14 protein-coding genes are annotated in these 23,027 nt (G+C 44.3%); 5 read left to right on the plus strand and 9 right to left on the minus strand.

The window, feature by feature from the left end; genetic code table 11:
- Positions 1 to 3 precede the first annotated feature (3 nt).
- The gene (locus M2470_RS09630) at positions 4 to 1,239 is read right to left on the minus strand and encodes a glycosyltransferase N-terminal domain-containing protein (protein WP_280744709.1); all 1,236 of its coding nucleotides are present in this window, start codon (positions 1,237 to 1,239) and stop codon (positions 4 to 6) included.
- 9 nt (positions 1,240 to 1,248) lie between these two features.
- Complete coding sequence (gene gltX / locus M2470_RS09635) at positions 1,249 to 2,769, minus strand: glutamate--tRNA ligase (protein ID WP_280744708.1); 1,521 nt, start codon at positions 2,767 to 2,769, stop codon at positions 1,249 to 1,251.
- Between the two features lie 117 nt (positions 2,770 to 2,886).
- On the opposite strand from gltX, the gene M2470_RS09640 reads away from it, so the two are divergent.
- Positions 2,887 to 4,917, plus strand: coding sequence for an HDIG domain-containing metalloprotein (locus M2470_RS09640; RefSeq protein ID WP_280744707.1), 2,031 nt, complete (start codon positions 2,887 to 2,889; stop codon positions 4,915 to 4,917).
- On the opposite strand, the gene M2470_RS09645 is transcribed toward M2470_RS09640, so the two are convergent.
- Positions 4,892 to 5,380: a low molecular weight protein-tyrosine-phosphatase gene (locus M2470_RS09645; RefSeq protein ID WP_280744706.1), complete on the minus strand. Its 489-nt coding sequence runs from the start codon at positions 5,378 to 5,380 to the stop codon at positions 4,892 to 4,894. The two genes, M2470_RS09640 and M2470_RS09645, sit on opposite strands and share 26 nt — an antisense overlap.
- Before the next feature lie 10 nt (positions 5,381 to 5,390).
- On the minus strand, positions 5,391 to 6,470 hold the full coding sequence (locus tag M2470_RS09650; protein WP_280744705.1) for a retropepsin-like aspartic protease: 1,080 nt from the start codon (positions 6,468 to 6,470) through the stop codon (positions 5,391 to 5,393).
- A gap of 571 nt (positions 6,471 to 7,041) precedes the next feature.
- On the opposite strand from M2470_RS09650, the gene M2470_RS09655 reads away from it, so the two are divergent.
- Positions 7,042 to 8,211, plus strand: a complete 1,170-nt coding sequence (locus M2470_RS09655) for a hypothetical protein (RefSeq protein WP_280744704.1) — start codon at positions 7,042 to 7,044, stop codon at positions 8,209 to 8,211.
- 10 nt (positions 8,212 to 8,221) lie between these two features.
- Here M2470_RS09655 and priA read toward each other — a convergent pair whose 3' ends face one another.
- Together priA and M2470_RS09665 are read right to left on the minus strand one after the other, a co-directional pair.
- On the minus strand, positions 8,222 to 10,684 hold the full coding sequence (gene priA / locus M2470_RS09660; protein ID WP_280744703.1) for a primosomal protein N': 2,463 nt from the start codon (positions 10,682 to 10,684) through the stop codon (positions 8,222 to 8,224).
- Positions 10,685 to 10,751: 67 nt separating this feature from the next.
- A complete protein-coding gene (locus tag M2470_RS09665; protein WP_280744702.1) occupies positions 10,752 to 11,345 on the minus strand; it encodes a porin family protein in 594 nt (197 codons plus the stop codon).
- Between the two features lie 164 nt (positions 11,346 to 11,509).
- Between M2470_RS09665 and M2470_RS09670 the strand changes: the two genes are divergently transcribed.
- Positions 11,510 to 12,802 (plus strand): nucleotide sugar dehydrogenase, encoded by a 1,293-nt coding sequence (locus M2470_RS09670; protein WP_280744701.1) that lies wholly within the window; start codon positions 11,510 to 11,512, stop codon positions 12,800 to 12,802.
- Positions 12,803 to 12,814: 12 nt separating this feature from the next.
- Positions 12,815 to 14,059: a hypothetical protein gene (locus M2470_RS09675; protein ID WP_280744700.1), complete on the plus strand. Its 1,245-nt coding sequence runs from the start codon at positions 12,815 to 12,817 to the stop codon at positions 14,057 to 14,059.
- A gap of 114 nt (positions 14,060 to 14,173) precedes the next feature.
- Here M2470_RS09675 and scpA read toward each other — a convergent pair whose 3' ends face one another.
- The 3 genes from scpA to M2470_RS09690 all read right to left on the minus strand — a co-directional run bounded on the left by scpA (position 14,174) and on the right by M2470_RS09690 (position 19,301).
- Complete coding sequence (scpA, locus tag M2470_RS09680; RefSeq protein WP_280744699.1) at positions 14,174 to 16,321, minus strand: methylmalonyl-CoA mutase; 2,148 nt, start codon at positions 16,319 to 16,321, stop codon at positions 14,174 to 14,176.
- Positions 16,322 to 16,331: 10 nt separating this feature from the next.
- On the minus strand, positions 16,332 to 18,230 hold the full coding sequence (gene mutA / locus M2470_RS09685) for a methylmalonyl-CoA mutase small subunit (protein ID WP_280744698.1): 1,899 nt from the start codon (positions 18,228 to 18,230) through the stop codon (positions 16,332 to 16,334).
- Positions 18,231 to 18,521: 291 nt separating this feature from the next.
- Positions 18,522 to 19,301, minus strand: coding sequence for a hypothetical protein (locus tag M2470_RS09690; RefSeq protein WP_280744697.1), 780 nt, complete (start codon positions 19,299 to 19,301; stop codon positions 18,522 to 18,524).
- 375 nt (positions 19,302 to 19,676) lie between these two features.
- Between M2470_RS09690 and M2470_RS09695 the strand changes: the two genes are divergently transcribed.
- Positions 19,677 to 22,544, plus strand: coding sequence for a hypothetical protein (locus M2470_RS09695; protein WP_280744842.1), 2,868 nt, complete (start codon positions 19,677 to 19,679; stop codon positions 22,542 to 22,544).
- The last annotated feature ends 483 nt before the right edge of the window (positions 22,545 to 23,027 follow it).

Consider the following 23,027-nt stretch of genomic DNA (forward strand, 5'->3'; position numbering starts at 1 on the left):
CATTTACAGAGGCAACTGAGCGAGAATTTTGTTGGTAGCTCCGGCGTTGTTCTGAACGAAGTTGCCTGCTGCCTCTCCGGCGGAGATTAACAAATCACGATAAGTTAGCAGTTCGTCCATTTTTTCGATGAAGTCATTTTCGTTGGCTACGGAAAAGCCTCCGCCAATGGCTATGATGTCTCTTGCTTCTTTAAACTTTTGGTAGTTAGGGCCAAACAACACCGGTATGCCGTATACGGCAGCTTCCAGCGTATTGTGGATACCCTTGCCGAAACCTCCGCCTATGTAGGCTATATCGCCATAGCGGTATATAGAAGATAATAGGCCGAAACTGTCTATGATCAGGCAATCTTTCTGTGAAACATTTTTCTCATTTGCTTCCGAAAGGCGAAGTGAAGGGCGTTTGAGTTTGGAGTGGATCTCCAGCAGATGCCCTCTGTCTATTTCGTGCGGAGCGATGATTAGTTTCATTTCAGGATGTTCATTGAAGTATTGAATGATAAACTCTTCATCCTGCGGCCAGGAGCTACCGGCAATCAGTGTGATTTGCTTCTCCCCTTCTTTTGCTTTTACAAATTGTTCAACAACGGGTATTGCTTTGGCTTGCTTTTGCACATCAAGCACCCGGTCGAAACGAGTATCCCCCAGCACTGTAACGTTATTCACGCCATATTCAGACAATAAATCGGCAGATGCTTTGTCTTGCACAAATAAGTGGTTAAAGCAATGCAGCACCTTCCGGTAGGGCCTTCCATACCACTTGAAAAACAACTGGTTCGGACGGAAAATAGCAGAGATAATATAAGTAGGAATGTCTCGCTTTTTCAGCTCTGTCAGATAATTCGCCCAAAACTCATACTTAATAAAGATAGCCATACAAGGGTTGGCCAACCTCAGGAACTTCCTGACTTTGAAAGGGGTATCAAAAGGCAAATAGCAGATTACATCGGCACCTATATAGTTCTTCCTCACTTCATAACCGGAGGGTGAAAAGAAGGTCAGTAAGATCTTATACTGAGGGTAATCCGCCTTGATCTTTTCCATCATGGGGCGCCCTTGTTCAAACTCTCCCAGCGAAGAAGCATGGAACCAGATATACTTAGCTTCCGGATCAATCTTGTCACGCAGTATACCATTGGTCTTCCATTGACCGAAACGCATCATCCGCGCCTTCCTGTGAAAAGGAGACAGTAGCTCAACAATAAGAGCGTATAGATGAATCGCTAAGGTATAAAGCATTTTCTACTTTCAATTTTTAATTAACTCAACGGCTTGTTGAATTCTGCGAATGGTTTCTTCTTTTCCCAGTGCTTCAGTTATGTCGAAGATATGGGGTCCTTTGCTTTCGCCTACCAACGCCAAGCGGGTTGCATTCATAATGTTTCCCAGGTGGTATTCTTTGCTTTCTATCCAGGCTTTTACAGCTTCTTCCGTACTGTGAACGTCAAAGGGTTCATGGGTTTTCAATACCTCTGCCAGCTCTGTTAGTTGGGCGGCGGAGTCGGCTTTCCAACGCTTTTTCACTACTTTTTCGTCATACTCTTTAGGAGCTACAAAAAAGAAGGAAGCCTGATCCCATAGTTCTTTTACAAAGTTCACACGTTCTTTCATCAGTCCGACTACTTTCTCTACATAAGTCGGATCAGCCTCTATCTCATGCTCTTTCAGTACAGGAATAAACAAAGCGGCCAACTCCTTATTGTCTTTTTTTACCAGATATTGATGGTTGAACCATTTGCCTTTTTCATAATCAAACTTCGCGCCACTTTTGCTGCAATGTGACAAATCAAACAAACGGATCATTTCATCCATCGACATGATTTCCTGATCGTTACCGGGATTCCAGCCCAACAAAGCCAGGAAGTTGACAACCGCTTCCGGAAGATAACCGCTTTCCCGGTATCCTGAAGAGATCTCTCCGCTTTTGGGGTCTTTCCATTCCAAAGGAAACACAGGGAAACCCAGCCTGTCGCCATCACGCTTGCTTAGCTTCCCGTTGCCTTCCGGTTTTAACAGGAGAGGCAAATGGGCAAAACGAGGCATACTGTCTGTCCAGCCAAAATAACGATATAATAATACGTGCAAGGGAGCGCTCGGCAACCATTCTTCGCCACGGATCACATGGGTTATTTCCATCAAGTGATCATCTACTATATTAGCCAGATGATAAGTAGGCAATTGGTCGGCAGACTTAAACAGTACCTTATCGTCCAATACAGAAGAGTTAATCACCACTTCTCCGCGTATCAGGTCGTTTACATGTATATCTTCGTTGGGTTCTATCTTTACCCGCACTACATATTTTTCGCCTTTATCTATCAGTTGTTTGGTTTCTTCTGCCGATAAAGTCAGTGAGTTACGCATCTGCATACGGGTAGATGCGTCATACTGGAAGTTGGCTATTTCATTCCTCTTGACATCCAGTTCTTCCGGGGTGTCAAAGGCGTAATAAGCCAGCCCTTTATCCAGCAAAATGTCTACATATTCTCTGTAGGTATCCTTGCGCTCGCTCTGTCTATAGGGGCCATAATTGCCACCAAAGCTTACGCCTTCGTCAAACTGAATACCGAGCCAACGAAACGATTCGATGATATATTCCTCTGCCCCGGGGACAAAGCGCTGCGAATCGGTATCTTCAATACGGAGGATAAAATCACCCCCTTGTTGCTTAGCAAACAAATAATTATATAATGCTGTGCGTACACCTCCAATATGTAGTGGTCCGGTCGGACTTGGAGCAAAACGAACTCTAACTTTTCTATCAGACATATTGTCGTTATTTTTAATAATGCGGCAAAAATAGACCTTTTTTTTCTCTTGCTAAACTTTTTTGCGTACATTTCGCTTTTAAAAGTAGTATTCAAAAGAAGTTGAAGAATAAAGATTATGAAATTAAGATATTATACGATCCCAACAGCCGTTCTTTTTATCCTGACAGCAATAGTAATTGGTTATTTCTTCCCCCGGGAAGTCAAATTCCGCTATCAGTTCTACGAAGGAAAGCCCTGGCGATACGAACTACTGACAGCTCCGAGCGACTTTCCCATCTACAAAACCGAGGCCGAAATAAAAGCTGAAAGAGATAGCGTATTAAGTAATTTCGAACCATATTTCAGAACCAACAAGACTATTGAAACAGAAGAAGTAGAAAAGCTCAGAACCTCTTATGCTTCGCTCAACAACGAGCAGGTTACTCCTGCCTATATGCAATACATCGAAAAGAGTATCGTTCAGCTATATAAGATAGGTATCGTCGCCTATCAGGAACTGGAAGACCTGAAAAAGGATGGATACAAAGGCATTAACCTGCTTGAAAACAACATTGTAGAATCCCGCTACGTCAGCGATCTTTTTACTGTGCGAACGGCTTATGAGTTCATTCTGAATAATGCGCCGGCCAGTCTGGATAAGGATATTCTGCGGACGTGTAACATCAACAACTACCTGGTAGAAAACATCTCTTTCGACCAGGATATGACGGATAAGGTTAGGGAAGACAGGCTGCAAAGCTTATCCATCTCTAATGGCATGGTGCAGGCAGGAGAGCGCATCGTAGACAGGGGCGAGATTGTAGACAATCATACCTATAATATACTTCGTTCGCTTAAAATCGTGCACGAATCCAAAACCGGAGGAAAACAAAGGCAGGGCTTTATCTTCGGCGGGCAGTTTGTGTTGGTTTTCGGGATTATTCTTTGCTTCTGGCTATACTTATGGTCTTTCCGCCCGCGCATTCTTTACAGCAGGAAGAACACCTCTTTTATGCTGTTATGCCTCCTGGTCAGTTGTTTGCTCACGGAAATATGCGTAAGTCATAACCTGTTCAATGTCTACATCTTACCCTATGCTATTGTGCCAATCGTTGTACGTACCTTCTTTGATTCGCGTACAGCCCTGTTTATACACTTGGTTATTACGTTAATCTGCTCATTGATGGTGCCTTATCCGCACGAATTCCTGCTCTTGCAGATCGTAGCCGGTATGGTGGTAACATTCAGCCTGAGGGATCTGTCCGACCGTTCGCAGCTTATTCGTTGTGCATTCTTCTTATACTTGTCATACACATTGAGTTACCTCAGCATGTCAGTGTATCTGGAAGGCGATCCAAGCAAGCTCAACTGGCTGATGTTGCTTTATTTCGGCATCAATTTCATATTGCTCATGTTTACGTATGTCCTCATCTATATGCTGGAAAAAGCCTTCGGATATATATCTACCATTACATTGGTGGAGCTGTCCAACATCAATACGCCGCTATTAAAGAAGCTTTCAGAAGTAGCACCGGGTACTTTCCAGCATTCGCTTCAGGTTTCCAGCCTGGCTTCGGATGCGGCATCCAAGATTGGAGCCAATGCCCAGTTGGTGCGTACCGGAGCCATGTATCATGACATCGGCAAGACCACCAATCCGGCTTTCTTTACTGAAAATCAAAAGAATGTAAATCCGCACGATCAGCTTACGTTTGAACAAAGCGCCCAAATCATTATCGGACACGTAACGGAAGGAGTAAAACTGGCAGAGAAAGCATCTATCCCTCAGGCTATTATAGACTTTATCCGCACCCATCACGGAAAGGGTAAAGCCAAGTATTTCTATAATATGTATAAGAACAAATTCCCTGATAAAGAGATAGATGAAGAAACTTTCACCTATCCCGGACCGAATCCGTTCTCAAAGGAAACAGGGGTATTGATGATGGCCGACTCGGTAGAAGCCGCCTCCAGAAGCCTGACAGACATTACGGAAGAAAACATCAAAACGCTTGTAAACAAGATTGTTGACGGTCAACTGGCGGATGGTTTACTCAAGAATACACCCTTAACTTTCCGCGATATCGAGATCGTTAAAAATACATTCATCGAGAAACTAAAGATCATGTATCACACTAGGATCAGTTATCCCGAGTTGAAAAAATAGAGGCCAACAAGCCTCCGCAGGCGTCTTCCAGGATATCCATAACCAACTCAAAGCCAGCCGTTCCTCCGTAGTAGGGATCGGGCACATGATCATAAGTCATGGTTTGGGCATAGTCCGTCATTTTATGAATTTTGGATAGCGATTCAGCATCCGGCGCCTTGTGTTTCAGGGTATCAAAATTATGATCGTCCATCGCTATAATCAAGTCGAAATCATAGAAATCATCGGCTACTACCGGACGCGAACGAGAGTCCAGGGTATAGCCTCTCAGGGAAGCACACATCTTCATGCGCGAATCGGGTAATTCGCCTTTATGATAGGCAGTTGTACCGGCCGAATCTATATAGAAACGTTTTTCATACCCCGCCTCTTTTACCATTTTTTTCATCACTCCTTCAGCTGCCGGAGAACGACAGATATTCCCCATGCAGACAAACAACAATCTTATCTTTTCCTGTTTCATATCCGCTATCTTATGGTTCTACTTTAATAAACATATCTTCCAGATTAAGCAGTACTTTAGAGTACGAACCGGCAAAGTCTAGCCCCAGCGAACTGTCTTCCGCCCCCATATGCTGCGTCTGCTCTTCTGTTAAACCGTTCTCTTGCTGATTCATATTCAGTAGTAACATGCTGCCTTCAAACCTTATGTTGCTACCCGAAGCAGGAAGAGGTGTTTTCGTAGCAGGAACAAGCAATTTACCTTCTTTGGGGTAGATCTGTATTTCGCCCAAAGCATTGATAAAGTCAGTCCCCAGCAAAGCACCTGTCTGATACACCGAAGCGGCCTCCGGACTGAGAGTAGCGATCAAACAAGGCATATTGTAATACATCAGGTCGCCAACTGCCAAGCTATCAATAACTCCCAGCTTGGCATAGCCTCCGGCAACACCCATCACCGGTATCGAATCGGCTATCGAACGAACACCCATTTCGAGTGCTAATTGTTCAGAAATCATAGCATTAGAAGCTGAAGTATCAAAGATAAATGAATATTCTTTTTTATTGATCCGAACTGGAGCAAGCAGATTATGCCCCTTTTTTGCCTCCTTCATTTCAATCGGTATCGTTACATCCCTCTTGGCATGTACCATCTTAGGTGCCGGATAATCCAGTAAGGCATACGATATTAGGTAATAATATTCAAATATATCCAATGATTCGGGAGGTACGGAAGAAGAGGCCTGCTCTATAAAAGAGGAAATCAGCCCATTGGTACTCTGATAATTACCCTGTCTGAAATCATTTAGCATCATAAAGAATACCATGCTAAAGGTATTCCCCGCCCCCATCTCTTGCTGATAGTTGCCTATAAGCTCGCCAATAGCTGTATTGGCAGCAAGCGGCTTATTGAAAAAAGTATTCATCAGAGCTTCCGGCATCAAGCGGAGCATAGGCTTTTGTATTTTATCCTTAAGCAAAGGAAACTCTTTTTTCAACTCAAACCACTTGTGCTGATTCATCAAATCGTCCATCCGTTGCTCTGCGTCCTGTGCATGAAGCATAACAGGCAGGGTCAGCACCCACAAAATACACACTAAAAGTCTCTGCATAAGGCTATTTATAATTATAGTTTAAAATACGGAAAGGCAAATATACGGCTTTTCAAAGGATATCAATTAAAAAACTACTGCTTCTATTCCCCCCTATCCTTTGATCAGAAATGAGCCTTTGCTTAACTACTTATCATTTAGAGGTACCTTAAAAATAATTTAGAGGTACGTATAAATCAGATTACAGGTACGTCTAAATTTATTTATAGGTAGGTGTAAATTAAATTAGAGGTACGTCTAAATTATTTTAAGATTCGGGTTCCCTGAAAAAAGTTGGATTGGCATTGGAAAATCATTCAATAGATAACACGATTCCTTCTTATTTCCTGATTTTTACACATTTTGAGCATTTTCGGATAGAAAATAAAGAGCTAAAGTCTTGTTTTTATTTAGTTTTTACTATTTTTGCGGGTGATTCATTGTCTTTATTTATAAACCCTTAATTAAAGACAGATGATAAAAAGCGTTCTTGATAGCTGTATGAAGTAGACGCATCAGATAGTTCCTACGCTTTTTAAACAATTAAAAAATGCCGAACCTTCAGGAACAAGGGGGAAAAGTGATATTGAATATGAAGAAAGTATTATTCGTTTTTGTATTATTCGTACTAATCATACAAGGTGCTTCTGCTCAGCAAGGGGAAGAAACCGTTGTACGTCTTATGAACGGAAGTGTAGTCATCGGACAAATGACGGATCAGGGAGACGGTAAGCTCTATATTGAAACAGCCAATGGTAGTATCGTTTATTTTACACGAAGAGCTATCAAAGAAATAGGAACTCAACCGGCTACAGCCAGATTGAGGTATTACCGGAATCCTGTAACTGTTTACCTTCAGAATGGTAGCGTTATCATCGGACAACTCACTGAGTTACCTGAGGATAACAGAGTAAAAATAGAAACAGCCAACCGAAGTGTTGTCTACTTTACGGATAAATCCATCAAAGAAGTGGTAGCCGGAGTTGAAGCTCCGTCAAAACCTGCTGCTGTTGAAGAAGAAATTATGACACCTACAAGAAGAAGAAGTACCACCAGCAGACCAGACAGAAACACTGCCTCCAGGTCTACCAGTACTACTCCCGAAAGGATCTCTTCTACCAGAACACAACCTAGCAGAACAGCTGCTACCAGAGCAACTGAAGTTGAGCCGATAGCCGAAGCTGTCAGCGGATCAGGCAGTGGATACAGAGGCTTTCTGGAAGCAGGCTATGTAATGAAAATGGGTGACATTTCCACCAGCCGCATTGAAGTAACCACCAGTCACGGATACCAGGTAAATCCTTCCTTCTTTATTGGTGTTGGGGTAGGCGTAAACCTGTACAGCGACGGCTTGCACTACAAAGGAAAACATATTGAAAATGTTGATACCTTTAACATTGCAACTACTATTCCGATCTTTGCCGATCTACGTTATAACTTCCTGGAAAGTGGAAAAGCCATTCCTTTCATCGGGCTGAAAGCCGGATACAGTATTGGTTTCTCTGACAGTGAGTTCACCTCTTCCGGCACAGACGGATCAACAAAGAAAACAACAGAAACAAAGATGGAAGGCGTAGGCTTCTACCTGGCTCCATCTGTGGGGATCAAGTATTTTGTATCTCCGTCTTTCGCTTTAAACTTCTCTCTTGGTTACACAGCACAGATGTTTGATTACACCTACATGTTTGATGGTGACCCAAATATCTATTCAAAGTCCAAGAATAACGGAGGAATCAGTATTAAAGTAGGAGTAGAATTCTAAAGAAATTAAGTTAGACAGGGTCTACATCGTAGTGGACCAGTAACTGTTTGAATGGAAGGTATCTTTGCATCTCGGCATGGATACCTTCTATTATTTCACGTACAGGGGCTATAGCGGCTGCCACCTCTATTTTCAGAAGTATTTTTCGCACATGAAAGGTCTGCACACGGGTAATCGGAGGAGTTACCGGACCTAACACGCGATCTCCCAAGCGGGCTCGTAAGCTATCGGCATATAGCGTAGACATTTGCTGCAAGGTATCCTCGTTTCTGCTACGTATAACCAAGACAATCAGCCGATAATAGGGCGGGTATTTAAAGATGCTTCGTTCACTCAGTTGCAGCTGCACCATCTCTTCGTAATTGAAGTTCTGCACCATACGGATAATAGGATGCTCCGGCTGGGAGGTTTGCAGGATAACCATTCCCTGCTTGTCGCGCCTTCCGGCCCTGCCGCTCACCTGCACCATCAGTTGATACGCCCTTTCGTGGGCACGGAAGTCCGGGAAGTTCAATAGGCTGTCGGCATTCAGGATACCAACTACCCCTACATTCCCAAAGTCCAAGCCTTTAGACAGCATCTGAGTACCTATCAGTATCTGAGTTTTCCCCTTTTCAAAATCGGCAATAATGCGCTCGTAAGCTGTACGTGTACGAGCTGAGTCGAAATCCATCCGCTCTACAGTGGCAGAGGGGAACAGGGAGGTTACCTCCTCCTCCACCTTTTCGGTACCAAAGCCCAACATCTTCAGTTCTGTACTCTGGCATTGAGGACATTGCCTGGGTTGCTGTTCCGCGTGTCCGCAATAGTGGCACTCCAGGCGGTTATGGTATTTGTGATAGGTCAGGCTCACATCGCAATTGATGCAATGGGGTACCCAGCCACAGCTTTTACATTCTATCATAGGAGCAAAGCCCCGGCGGTTTTGGAATAAGATACTTTGTTCTCCTTTCTCCAGCCCGGCGGTTATTTTCTGCACCAGTTGGGGGGAGAAAAGTGTATCTTTCATGATCTTCCTACGTCTCAAGTCCTTGATATCTACAGGGATGATCTCCGGCATCAGGCAGTCGCCATAACGCGTTTTCAACTCTACCAGGCCGAACTTACCCGTCAAAGCATTATAGTAAGAGTCGATGGAGGGAGTAGCTGATCCCAGCAGGGTTTTGGCGCCATGCATACCGGCCAGGATAATAGCGGCATTGCGGGCATGATAGCGTGGAGCTGGGTCTTGCTGTTTGTAGGTATTCTCATGTTCCTCGTCTACAATAATCAAACCCAGATCCTTGAAGGGCAAAAAGAGGGAGGAACGAACACCCAGCACAAGCATAGGCTCTCCGCCATACAGGAGTTTGTTCCATACTTCCACCCGCTCATTGTCTGAAAACTTGGAGTGATACACCAAAAGTTTGTCTCCAAACAGACGGGCCAGTCGCTCCGTTATCTGAGTGGTGATAGCTATTTCCGGCAAGAGGTAAAGCACCTGTCGGCCTTGGTTCAGTACCTCATCGATCAGGTGAGTGTAGACTTCCGTTTTCCCACTGGAGGTTACACCATACAACAGGCAGACGTCTTTCGTCTGGAAGGCATCATGTATCTCAAGATTGGCTTTCTTCTGAGCGTCGCTCAGCGGACTTAGGGGTTGCAAGCGGCAGACCTGCATCTGCAGGCGCCCTACTTCTTTCTCGTAGCTCTCCAGAATACCCCGCTTGAGTAGTCCACCCAAGGTAGCGGCAGAACAGCCGGTACGCTCCTGCAACTCTTTCCTGGAGAGCTCCTTTGCCAACTGAGGGTTCAAGACATGGCTGATATCCAGGTAGCTGAGCAGCAAAGCCTCTTGCTTGGCAGCCCGCTTCAGGACTGTAAAGGCTTCTGCCAACTTTTCTTCATTATGATAGGCGGCAGACAGGCGGATATAGGTCTGCATCTTGGGGGTAAAGCCCCTCTTCATTTCCTCGCTTACTTCCACGGCTCCGCGTGCCATCAGAGAAGCTACGATGGGGACTACGTTTTTCAGTCCGGTTTTCTTCTCCAGCTCAGAGATCGTCAGCCGGTCCTTGCCGCCAAAAGCATCCAGCAAAGCTTGTTCATTCTTTCGTAAGGGAGTCTCCGCTTCATACGACTCGTGCACTTCTACCACTGTTTCACTTTCCAGCTTCAGTCCGGAAGGGACAGCTGCCTTGTACACATCCCCCAATTTGCATATATAATAAGAGGAAATCCATTGCCAGAAGCGAAGTTGGGGGCGGCGCAAGATAGGCGTGGCATCCAGCAAGGCGTAAATTTCTTTAATCTCAAAGTCGGTTTCAGGCGTACGCTCATGCACCATCACTACAATAGCTGTATAGTAGCGCTTTTTCCCAAAAGGCACCAAAACCCGGCATCCCGGGCTTATCGCTTTTTCCAAATCCGCAGGAATACGATAGGTGTACGTATTTTCCAAGGGAAGCGGAAGTATGACATCTGTGTACTTCATCTACTATCTAATAAAAAAAGGCATGAGTTAAAAACCCATGCCAAATATACTTTAAATCTGTCGCTAATTAAAATAAAATAGCTGCAGAGATCGTCCAACCGCGATGTTTTCCGCCTTCTGAAGCGCCGGCAGTATCCTTAAGACTGTAGTTGTCTGTCAAGCCTAAGCCATAATTGAAGCCAACCTGCAAATGACTGAGTAACTCTACACCCAGACCTAAATTCAAACCGGCACCAAATGACTTGGTTTTAATCTGCGAACCTATATTTTGAGGCATGTCCCATATCTTGTCTCCTCCTACACGGAAGCCTACATAAGGACCCGCAGCAAAATATCCTTTCACTACCGGAAGACCAAATTTCCATTTAAAATTAACCGGCACGTCAATATAATCGGTATTAAATGATTCTCTGCCTGCATCCATTCCCTTCTGAGAATATAGGATGGCAGCATCAAAGCCAATCCCCGTATACGGCACCATAACTTCAAGCATAGGCCCAATATTGAAACCCGTACGATTGTCTGATTCTATAATATCGCTACTGAAATGAACGGAGGAAATATTGATCCCCCCTTTTATCCCAAAATTGATCTGCGCACTTGCCGAGAGGGCTGTAAATATCATCAAAACACCTGCTATTAAGCCTACAATTCTCTTCATACAATCATTGTTTTATAATTATTAATCACATGCAAATAAAGATACTTTCCAAATAATAAACAAATTTTTAGCAGAAAGTGTTCTCGGCGGAAAGAGATTGTGCACCGGGTGAATCTCTTTTGTAAAAAACATATTAACTTAGCAGTCTCATCAAGCGAAAGGACATGGACGCAGATACAAAGATTGCAATCATAGGTTTAGGCTACGTCGGGCTGCCCCTGGCGATCGAATTCGGGAAGAAATACAAAACGCTGGGTTTCGATATCAGCGAAGAGCGCGTACAGGAATTATGCGAAGGCAAGGATCATACCAAAGAAGCCGATATTAGTAACTTACAGCAGATATTGCACCTCCGGGCGAAGGATCCGGAGCAAGGGCTAGCGTTCTCCTGTAACGAAGATGAGCTGAAGGAATACACGGTATTTGTCGTGACAGTCCCCACCCCTATCGACCGCTTCAACACTCCTGATATCAGCTATTTGGTGAAGGCTTCGGAGTCTGTGGGACGGGTGATCAAGAAGGGCGACATCGTTATCTACGAATCAACCACCTATCCGGGCTGCACGGAAGAGGACTGCATCCCTGTGATTGAAAAAATATCGGGCCTGCGCTTCAACAAAGACTTCTTTGCCGGATACAGCCCCGAGCGGATCAATCCGGGAGACAAGGTAAACACCCTTACCCGCATCAGGAAAGTAACCTCCGGCTCTACACCTGAAGTGGCTGACCGGATAGACGCACTGTACAACTCCATCATAGAGGCCGGCACCTATAAGGCGGCAAGTATCCGCGTGGCCGAAGCCTCAAAGATCATCGAAAATGTGCAGCGGGATGTCAATATCTCACTGGTAAACGAGCTGGCGCTCATCTTCGACCGAATGGGCATTGATACCAACGATGTACTGGAAGCAGCCGGTAGCAAATGGAACTTCCTCAAGTACCGTCCCGGGCTGGTAGGTGGACATTGCATAAGTGTAGATCCCTACTACCTGGCCAACAAGGCCGAGTCTTTAGGCTATGTGCCTCAGGTAATACTGTCGGGCAGGCGCGTAAACAACAGCATCGCCCCCTTTATCGCCAACAAGGTGATGAAACTGATGATCGAACAAGACCACACCATCAAAGGCGCCCATGCGCTGATACTGGGGGTTTCGTTTAAAGAAAACTGCCCGGACTTCAGAAATACCAAAGTGATAGACATATACCGCGAACTATGTGAATTCGGCATGCATGTAGACCTCTACGACCCCTGGGTATCTGCCGAAGACATCAGAAGCACCTACCAGGTAGACATGCTTGAAAAGATAGACCCCAATAAGCGCTACGAAGCCATCATCCTAGCCGTCTCGCACGATGAGTTTCAAGCCTTCGACTTCCAAGAATACCACAAGCAAGGCTGCGTCATCTTCGACACAAAAGCAGTAATAGACAGGGACTTGGTAGACGGCAGGCTATAGCTTTATGATAAAATGAAGACTATTGAGGGAACGATATGCATAGATGGAGACCGGCTAATCTCAAAAGGTGAACTGAAAGATATCTGGTACCGGAATACCGACTGGGAAGTGGAGATCAGCAAGATCAAAATGGCCTGTGCCTTGGTTGGAGAGAATAAAAACGCATATCTCTATCTATATGGCGATGATAGGGATCAGTTTATCCCCGTGGTTTACCATGGATTTCGGGAGGTTTATTCGATGCTTTCTACCCGCTTCGGTTTTGATGATGAATTGTTTTGGAAGGTAGTTACTTCAAAAGAGAAAAGAAAAGAGGTAATCTGGCGAAAACCACAAGAGACTTATCAGATCCTGGATCATTTTACTCCCGGTGATTATGAAAAGGGATTGGAAATTCAATCGCCTGAAAAAGAGTTTATCTCCTGGGATGCAACTTATGATGAACTGAGACAACATCCGCTTGTAAAGATCATACATGGGGAATATTCCGAATATATCACCTTTCGTTATCCGGTACGGATCGGGCGTTTATTGATCTGGAATCTGAAATCCATCGTTTATGAGCGGACTGATGTCGCTGTCCGTTGGTATACGACGGATTGTTACAATAAAGAAGCGACCGACGGCAGTTTCAGGGATCTATATACAACTATGCTTACCGATCTGGGGAGGGAAGGACTCAAATACGAAAGAGAGTATGAAGATGAAAGGAGAGCGGATTTTGAATGCTCCAGCATGCGTCTGTCTCTGTGTTATAAGTATGATGGTGACTATACATTAGAAAAAGGTTTTACTGACCTTCGCATAGAGAATATGCGGGAATACTCGGCCTTATTGATAGATGAATCTTATGAAAAAGTAATGGAAGTAAGCGACTCCCTTATTATCGAATCGGAAGTGAAATTTTATGTGGAATATAAAAAAGATAAAAGGGTAAAACGCCGTCCTCCCTTGATTACAGAACGCTTCGTTGACCAAACTGTGATCTGGCGAGACGATGTAAACGAAAAGATCGGATTTGCCGATGCTACATATTCGCTGGTATTTGATAAGCAGGAAATAATCTCTTTCACCTTAGGTAATCTTATCCCGGCCAAAGGTAGCGGCGGGAGTAGTCTGACGGCTAATCTGTCAGGTGCAAGGCAATGGTCTAGCCTTTTCTCGGGTGAATACCGCTCCATGAACGATTATGTAGAGCGTATAGCGACCGTAACCGGAAAAGAAGTAATCCTTGATACGGAATATTCAGATTGTTGATTATTGTTGCCCTTTTCTTCTCATAAAAACAGGCACGGATTACGCAGATTACACAGTTCGTAAGTGAAACTGCGTAATCCGTGTAATCCGTGCCAAAAAGAAATTCTTATAGATTTATTCTCCTAAAAGAATCTGTAGTATCTGAACAGCGGCTTTTGCCACGGAGGTTCCGGGGCCAAAGATAGCCGCTACGCCTGCCTTGTACAAGAAGTCGTAGTCTTGTGCAGGGATAACACCTCCGGCGATCACGATGATGTCGGGACGTCCCAGTTTCTTCAGTTCTTCGATTACTTGTGGAACCAAGGTCTTGTGTCCGGCGGCCAGAGAAGAAACGCCCATTACATGCACGTCGTTCTCAACTGCCTGACGGGCTGCTTCAGCCGGCGTCTGGAACAAGGGACCCATATCTACGTCGAAGCCACAGTCGGCATAACCGGTGGCAACTACTTTCGCTCCACGGTCGTGTCCGTCCTGGCCCATCTTAGCGACCATGATACGTGGCTGGCGACCTTCTTTCTTGGCAAACTTCTCGGCCAATTCACTTGCCTTGGCAAAGTCTGCGTCTTTTCCTGATTCTGATGAGTACACGCCTGATATAGTTCTGATGATTGCTTTATAACGTCCGGCCACTTCTTCGCAGGCATCTGAGATTTCTCCCAAAGTAGCGCGAAGTCCGGCGGCTTTCACTGCCAACTCCAATAAGTTGCCTTTCTTCGTACGGGCACATTCGGTGATATCAGCTAGGGCTTTCTTCACAGCCTCGTTGTCACGATTGGCGCGAAGGTCGTTCAAGCGCTGGATCTGCTCCTCGCGCACAGCTGTATTGTCAATCTCAAGAATATCGATCGGATCTTCTTTTTCCAGACGGTATTTGTTGATACCTACAATCGTCTGTGTCTTCGAGTCGATACGAGCCTGTGTACGGGCAGCCGCTTCTTCGATGCGCATCTTCGGAAGGCCTGTCTCAATAGCTTTCGCCATACCACCCATGCTTTCTACTTCTTGGATTAGTTCCCAACCTTTGCGTACCAACTCGTTGGTCAGCGTTTCTACATAGTAGGAACCAGCCCATGGGTCGATCTCCTTACATACCTGAGTTTCCTCTTGGATGTATATCTGAGTATTACGGGCAATACGGGCTGAAAAGTCTGTAGGCAGAGCGATAGCTTCGTCCAGTGCATTGGTGTGCAAAGACTGGGTGTGGCCTAGAGCTGCTGCCATCGCTTCGATACAAGTACGTCCTACATTATTGAAGGGGTCTTGCTCAGTCAGCGACCAACCAGAAGTCTGGCAGTGTGTACGTAAAGCCAAGGACTTAGGATTCTTCGCGCCAAAGCTCTTTACAATCTTAGCCCACAACATACGAGCTGCACGCATTTTGGCTATTTCCATAAAATGGTTCATTCCGATAGCCCAGAAGAAAGACAAACGAGGTGCAAAAGCGTCTACATCGATGCCTGCATTAATACCGGCACGAAGGTATTCCATACCGTCACAAAGGGTATAAGCCATTTCGATATCGGCTGTAGCTCCGGCTTCCTGCATGTGGTATCCCGAAATAGAGATAGAGTTGAACTTCGGCATCTTCTGAGAAGTATACTCAAAGATGTCGGCGATAATCTTCATAGAGAATTCGGGTGGGTAGATATAGGTATTACGCACCATAAATTCTTTCAGGATATCGTTCTGGATGGTACCGGCCATTTCTTCCAATTTGGCGCCTTGTTCCAATCCTGCATTGATATAGAAGGCAAGTACGGGAAGTACCGCTCCGTTCATTGTCATGGAAACAGACATCTTGCTCAATGGAATACCATCGAACAACACTTTCATGTTTTCCAGCGAGCAGATAGACACACCGGCTTTACCTACGTCGCCCACTACACGCTCATGATCTGCATCATATCCACGGTGTGTTGCCAAGTCAAAGGCAACAGACAAGCCTTTCTGGCCCGAAGCCAGGTTACGGCGATAGAATGCATTTGACTCTTCAGCAGTAGAGAAACCTGCATACTGGCGGATGGTCCAAGGACGCATCGCATACATCCCACTGTACGGGCCACGCAGGAAGGGAGGTAAACCGGAAGCATAATTCAGATGCTCCATTCCTTCCAGATCCTCTTTGGTATATACTGATTTCACCTCGATATGCTCGGGTGTTTTCCAATCGGCCTGTATGCCGTTGGTCTTTGCCCATTCTGCAGCGTTGGTAGCTGCAAATCCGGCATTCTTTATATCTATATTCTTAAAATTTGGTCTCATAATCTTCTACTTAAGCGATTCCTAATTTAGCATTGAATGCTTTCAATGTTTCAAGAACGTTGCTCTTTACATTGATGAATTCTGTGATACCTTGAGCTTTCAGGTCATCCATACATTCAGGAGCACCTGCTACTACGAATTGAGCTTTTCCAGCCAATGCTTTATAAGCAGCCGGAGCCAATTCTACATATTCGTCATCGCTTGAGCAAAGTACTACTATTTCTGCACCTGCTTTTACGGCGGCATCCACTCCGGCTTCTACAGTCTCGAAGCCCAGGTTATCAATCACCTTGTATCCGGCACAAGCAAAGAAGTTACTTGAGAATTGCGAGCGAGCCAGGCGCATCGCCAGGTTGCCAATCGTAAACATGAATACCTTCGGTGTTTTACCGCTCTTCTCTGTTGCCAGGCGCAGGGCTTCAAACTCGGAAGCTCCGCGTGAGAAGTCGAGAGCCGGGATAGTTGCTTCGCTCTTGCATCCGCAGCCACATCCACAGTCTTCTGCCTTGATCTTTGTAGCAGCTGTTTCCGTGAAGTTCGGATACTGGTTGGTACCCAGTAAGATCTCGCGGCGGGTAGCCAGCGCTTTTTTGCGGGCAACAGAAGAAGCATTTACTGCATTCTGTACATCACCAGCTTTTACAGCAGCATAGAAGCCGCCTTTATCTTCTACTTCAAGGAACAATTTCCAGGCTACATCAGCCAATGAATTAGTCAGGACTTCAATATAGTATGAACCGGCAGAGGGGTCTACCACCTTGTCGAAGTGGCATTCTTCTTTCAAAAGCAACTGCTGGTTGCGAGCAATGCGTTCCGAGAAATCATCCGGAGTCTCGTAGGCTTCATTGAAAGGAGCAACAGTGATAGAGTCTACTCCTGCGATAGCTGCCGACATGGCTTCTGTCTGCGTACGCAGCATATTCACGTGGGCATCATATATGGTCATGTTCCAGTTAGACGTTTGTGCATGAACAGCCATTTTGCAAGAGCAACGGCACATTCCGTCGGGCTTGTTGTTCGGGCATTCTTCACGCTGGCATCTGGGATTGTAGGCAGCAACGATTTCGGCCCACAGCCAACGAGCAGCACGGAACTTGGCAATCTCCATGAAGTAATTGGCACTGATACCAAAATTGAATTTGATTTTCTTTCCTACTTCATCTGCAGGGAAACCAGCTTCTGTCAGCTTTGCCAAAATCTCATTACCGGCAGCCAGGGCATAGCCTAGTTCCTGGGTGATATACGCTCCTGCATCGCTAAATGAGCAAGCATCTACAGCCAGCACCTTGTAGCGTGGGATGGCTCTTCCGGCCTTCAATACAGCCGAAGCCTGTTCTACCCAATTGTCGGCCTCGCGACCTTTCACCAATGGTTTTTTGAAAGGGTTGTAAGCTACTGATCCGAAGCATTTGCTCAGGTCGGCACCTTTTTCTTTCAGGTAGTTACCCAAAATACCGATCAACATTTCAGCCTTGTTGTTACAAGTCTTGAAGTTCAGTTCTACAGCTTCGGGAACGATACCATTCAATAATGTTGAGATGTTTTCAGCGTTTACATCTTCCCCTTTGAAATGAAAACCTAAAGATGTAACACCTTTTTGCAGTAAATCAAGTGCTTTTTTGTTCGCAGCTTTGAAATCTGTTACATCCACATTTTGGCGTACCTTCCAATCGTTGTCTTTTTTTGTTCCGCGAACATAAGGGAATTCATCGGGAAGAGAAGTAATTGTCTTCAATCCCTCAATGTCTTCTGCACGATAGAAAGGATTTACGTTAAATCCTTCGCCTGTTTTCCAAACAAGCTTTTTCTCAAACGGAGCCCCTTTCAGGTCTGCCGTAATCTTCGCCATCCACTCTTCAGTAGAGATTGACGGGAATTCAGAGAAAAGTTTTTCTTTTAAATCTGCCATAATATAAGTCGTTTTATAATACTGGTATTAGTATATTATATTATATCGTTAATAAACAAGGTGCAAAGGTAGAATAATAAATAAAATAGCACAAACAAATTAGCGAATTCAATGTTTTATAAGTAAACGCATTTAAACAAGTTGACTATGGAATATGATATAGCAATAATCGGTGGAGGACCAGCCGGATATATTGCAGCAGAAAGAGCCGGAGAACAGGAAAGCGCAAACGACAATCAGGCAGACGATAGCTTCATCTGCTAAAGAAATTACCTACATTTCGTAAGACGATCAGGAGATTTGCTGACGGTTTCTTTTTTCCTGTAATACCGGCCTGATCCTCATTTGCAAGATATGTACGTAAGGTCTTTTGGGAGGGTCGGGGTTAAAATCAGCATCCGTAACCCGGAACAAGACATAGCGCATCTCACCGCTCTCTTCATCTTTGTATTCAAACAGATGGAGCCTTCTATAATCCACATCAACGACAGGTATTCCCGGGTCGTCTATGTTTGAACAATACTGGGGTGTTCCTTCTCCTTTCTTGTATATCTGATAGCCCCCCAGGCCGTTGAAAAACTGGATTTTAGTATAGAATGGGCAGCCCTTTATATAGCAGGCGCTATCCGGAAGGCTGGTAGTCCATTTATTGTTCATCTGTTGCCATTTGATCAGCTTATAATCGCCTTGGTCAGAAGACAACTTAACGATATAATTAAAGATATCAGCCTCTCGCAGATTAGAATGCCATACGGAGAATTTACCGATCGTGTCTTTATCGTTGTTTAAAACATACACAAATTGCTTGGAGTTATCAGGAATAGGAGTCAGCTGCGTTTCCTTGTCCGCTACCTTAACCGGCACCAGATCGCCAGCTCCTTTATCGGTAAATTTGCCAACCGAGTAAGTAATGACCAACGCGACCACTTCAATAATCAGCGCCAGAAACAGTTTTTTCTTATACCATTCGGATACCTTTATCCAGTCGGGGATACTGGCCAACGCCAAAAGAGCCGTCAATCCAAAGATAACCAATATCATAATCCAAAGTGCATTATCAAAAACTTCCATAACGAATACTATAATAAGGTTAAATACAAAAGAGTAATATCATTCCACTGATAGAGATATGCAATATTACAAAAAATTATCTTATAAAAACATATTGAATAAACCTTATTTTTAAATGCCAAAAATCGCACACATGCGTTTTTCGAATTGCACGCATGCGTTTGTAAAAAAGGACACATGCGATTTATAAAAAGGATGCGTACGATTTTCAGAGGCCTATCTTATTGTCAAAAATAACCTGAAATATGTATGCCTGACGGGGAAACTATTCTCCCGCAATATTTAAGATAACTGATTTTTATTTTAGCTTTGCAGTCTGATATTCGTTACATTAATATATAATATCCTTTTGAATGGATACGATTAGGCAAGATGATGTCAAAAGTGAAACATATAATAATTACCGTTTTCCTGCTACTCCCCGTATGTATACAGGCCCAGTTTGTTAATTACGGGGCAGATCCGGCACGTTTTAAATGGAATACCGTAAAGCTCGAACATTATAACCTGATTTACCCCCGGGGACTCGACTCCATGGCATATCGCTATGCCCTTTATCTGGAAAATGCCTATCCGCATATTCAGAAAACGATCGGAGCGCCGATGAAAGCGAAATTTCCTGTTGTACTACACCCAGGCAATATGTCGTCGAACGGAATGGTTTCTTGGGCGCCCAGAAGAATGGAGTTGCTCACTACCCCATCTTTCAAGCAGGAAGCACAGCGCTGGGACAAGCACTTGGTAACACATGAATCCAGACACGTTTTCCAGACCAGTAAGGTGATGCGGGGCTGGTTCAAACCACTATATTATCTGATTGGCGAACAGGCAGCCGGGGTAGCAGCGGTGTTTCTTCCGACCTGGTTTCTGGAAGGAGATGCCGTAGCCACGGAAACAGCTATGTCGAATGCCGGACGGGGGCGATTGCCTGAATTCAGCATGCCATATCGTGCACAGATGTTGGATGGCAACAAGTTTTTCTCCCTCGACAAATGGCATTTAGGGTCGTATAAAGATTATACGGGCGACTATTATGCGTTGGGATACAATATGACTTCTTTTGCCCGCTATAAATACGGACAGGATATTTGGGATAAAACAACCAGCCGGTATGTTTCCCACTTTCTGAATATCCCGATGTTTTCCAATGCGCTCAAGCATCACTCCGGAGTGAGCACCAATAAATTGTTTGAGCAGACTTTTTCGTTCCTGAAAGAAGAATGGGAACGACAGGATAGCAGCTATCGCGTACCTTATTATATATCGCCGCCGGCCAAACAATATACATCGTATCGATATCCGCAGGCTTTTAACGATTCGATGATTATTGCCGTTAAGTCTGGATTAAACGACATAAATTCATTAGTGGACCTCACAAACGGAAAAGAAAGAAGACTGGCATATATCGGAACAATAAACAGCCGTATCATCTTAAACAACAACCGGGTGTACTGGACAGAGATCGTGCCCGGTATCCGCTGGACGCACGAAAACTATTCTGTATTAAAATATTATGATTTATTTTCCGGACAGATTGTAACCGTAACCCCGCGCCAGCGATTTATAAGCCCGTCTATCGACAGCAAGGGAGAAAAGGCCGCCCTTTCAAGGTTCACCCTGGAGGGAGAATGCCAAGTGGTACTGATAGACACAGACTCCGGCGAAGAATTAAACATCTTCCCGATACCGAAAAATGCATTTGTAAAAGAGCTTACATTCAGTGACGATGAGCATATTATCGCCGTAGCCATCTATTACACCGGCATCCGATTGCTCGAATTGTCCATATCTACCGGAAAATGGAAATCGCTGCTGGGTCCTACCTCTGCCAATATCACATCCCCTGTATGGAAGGATGGAAAACTATACTTTGAATCCGGACTGAACGGGACAAACAATATTTATTATATGGACCCGTCAGACCGGCAAACGTATAGGCTTACCTCTTCCCGCTTCGGAGCCTTTAACCCTGCGTTTTCCGGCAACAAGGATCTGTTATTTTTTTCTGACTACCAGGCAAAAGGCTATAGAGTAGCCTCGTTTTCAATGGATAGTCTGATAGCGGAAAAAGCTGATTTCAGCCGCCCATACCTCTTTACGCTGGCCGAAACAGTAGCCAGTCAGGAAGCATTTAATTTGGATTCTGCCAAACTGGAACCTGTTGAGTTTACCCCAAAACCCTACCGAAAGGGATTACATACATTTAAGATACATAGCTGGGCTCCTTTCTATTACGACGTAAACGAAGCCATGAACACAGGAGCAGACGACCTGAGTACAATCGTTAAACCGGGAGCCACAATTTTAAGTCAAAACACATTGAATACAGCCATCGGACAACTGGGTTGGTATTACAAAGACGGCTATCATCATGGCAAATTATCTTTTTCATACCTGGGATGGTTTCCGGTTATCAATCTGGATATTGATTACGGAGGCAAAGCTTTTAGTATGGACTGGACACAAAACGAAGAAGGAAAAGATGTAACAAAAGGGCGTTATACCGATCGCAATCTATTGGAAGCCGAAGCACAGATTTATATACCCTTCAATCTCACAAGAAACCATTATATAAGAGGTATACAGCCAGCCGTAACCTATTATATTACGAATAACAAATACCAACAATTCGAAAGCCGGGATTATAAGAACTTTCAATACCTGTTATCTGAAGTAAGATTCTACAACTATAGGCGAATGGCGCAAAAGGAAATCTTACCAAAATGGGGTTATCAACTTCGCTTACAGTATTTAAATACCCCTTTCAACACAGAGAACTACGGTAGTTTATATGCCGCCCGACTCACTACTTACTGGCCCGGACTTGTACGAAACCACAGCCTGATGCTACGTGGCGGATATCAATATCAGTACTTGGACGGTAAAGCATTATATATCCCCAAACGATTACTGGATAAAACGCGCGGATATAATTATATCTATCAGACTCATCAGCAAATAGCTTTCAAAGCTGATTATGCTTTTCCGGTTGTTTCACCGGATCTGAGCATCGGTTCATTGGCGTATATACGTCGGTTACGAGCCAATATTTTCTATGATTTTACGCATAATCAGAACCGGAAGAAGGGGGATTGGCATACGCAGAGTTCTTTCGGAGGAGACCTTTTGTTTGACTGGAATGCGCTTCGCCTGGATTTCCCTCTTACGACAGGTGTCAGACTGATACAGCCCATCGATTATGGAAACTTTCAGGCAGAAGTACTCTTCTCTGTCAGCTTCTAAACAATCAGCAAAGAGGTTCAATGTTTCGTGAGGGTTTAAAAAAGCATTATTTATAATTCGATAAATATCAAACGCTTGTGATTTTTATGCAAATTTTCTCTTCAAAATATTTGGAGCGTATGTTTTATAACACTACTTTTGCACCCGCATTCGAGAGAGGATGACACGAAAAGACAAGCAACAAAAAACTTTCAAAAAAGTTGTCACTTTCATTTGGAAGATTAGAAATTAAGTTTGTATCTTTGCATCCTGTTCGCCAAAAAAATTGGCACACGAATCAGAGTTCTTTGAAAGATTTACATAACGACTAAAGTAGTACAAGGGAAGCATTGGGAGTGTTTTTATTATATGTATACATTGTATATATAGAGTGATAGTTTCTTAATGTTTTTTTATAGAATATGTAACAAGTGTATTAATTGACTTATACCGTTAATTTTTATATCAGATGTAACTACAATAATACGGTTCATGAGCTAAGGA

The sequence above is a fragment of the Parabacteroides sp. PH5-46 genome (assembly GCF_029892785.1).
GTDB lineage: Bacteria > Bacteroidota > Bacteroidia > Bacteroidales > Tannerellaceae > DFXE01.

Coding starts and splice junctions, on each gene's coding strand:
- M2470_RS09630 (WP_280744709.1), bottom strand. CDS start 1,239: ATGCTTTATACCTTAGCGATTCATCTATACGCTCTTATTGTTGAGCTA.
- gltX (WP_280744708.1), bottom strand. CDS start 2,769: ATGTCTGATAGAAAAGTTAGAGTTCGTTTTGCTCCAAGTCCGACCGGA.
- M2470_RS09640 (WP_280744707.1), top strand. CDS start 2,887: ATGAAATTAAGATATTATACGATCCCAACAGCCGTTCTTTTTATCCTG.
- M2470_RS09645 (WP_280744706.1), bottom strand. CDS start 5,380: ATGAAACAGGAAAAGATAAGATTGTTGTTTGTCTGCATGGGGAATATC.
- M2470_RS09650 (WP_280744705.1), bottom strand. CDS start 6,470: ATGCAGAGACTTTTAGTGTGTATTTTGTGGGTGCTGACCCTGCCTGTT.
- M2470_RS09655 (WP_280744704.1), top strand. CDS start 7,042: ATGAAGAAAGTATTATTCGTTTTTGTATTATTCGTACTAATCATACAA.
- priA (WP_280744703.1), bottom strand. CDS start 10,684: ATGAAGTACACAGATGTCATACTTCCGCTTCCCTTGGAAAATACGTAC.
- M2470_RS09665 (WP_280744702.1), bottom strand. CDS start 11,345: ATGAAGAGAATTGTAGGCTTAATAGCAGGTGTTTTGATGATATTTACA.
- M2470_RS09670 (WP_280744701.1), top strand. CDS start 11,510: ATGGACGCAGATACAAAGATTGCAATCATAGGTTTAGGCTACGTCGGG.
- M2470_RS09675 (WP_280744700.1), top strand. CDS start 12,815: ATGAAGACTATTGAGGGAACGATATGCATAGATGGAGACCGGCTAATC.
- scpA (WP_280744699.1), bottom strand. CDS start 16,321: ATGAGACCAAATTTTAAGAATATAGATATAAAGAATGCCGGATTTGCA.
- mutA (WP_280744698.1), bottom strand. CDS start 18,230: ATGGCAGATTTAAAAGAAAAACTTTTCTCTGAATTCCCGTCAATCTCT.
- M2470_RS09690 (WP_280744697.1), bottom strand. CDS start 19,301: ATGGAAGTTTTTGATAATGCACTTTGGATTATGATATTGGTTATCTTT.
- M2470_RS09695 (WP_280744842.1), top strand. CDS start 19,677: ATGTCAAAAGTGAAACATATAATAATTACCGTTTTCCTGCTACTCCCC.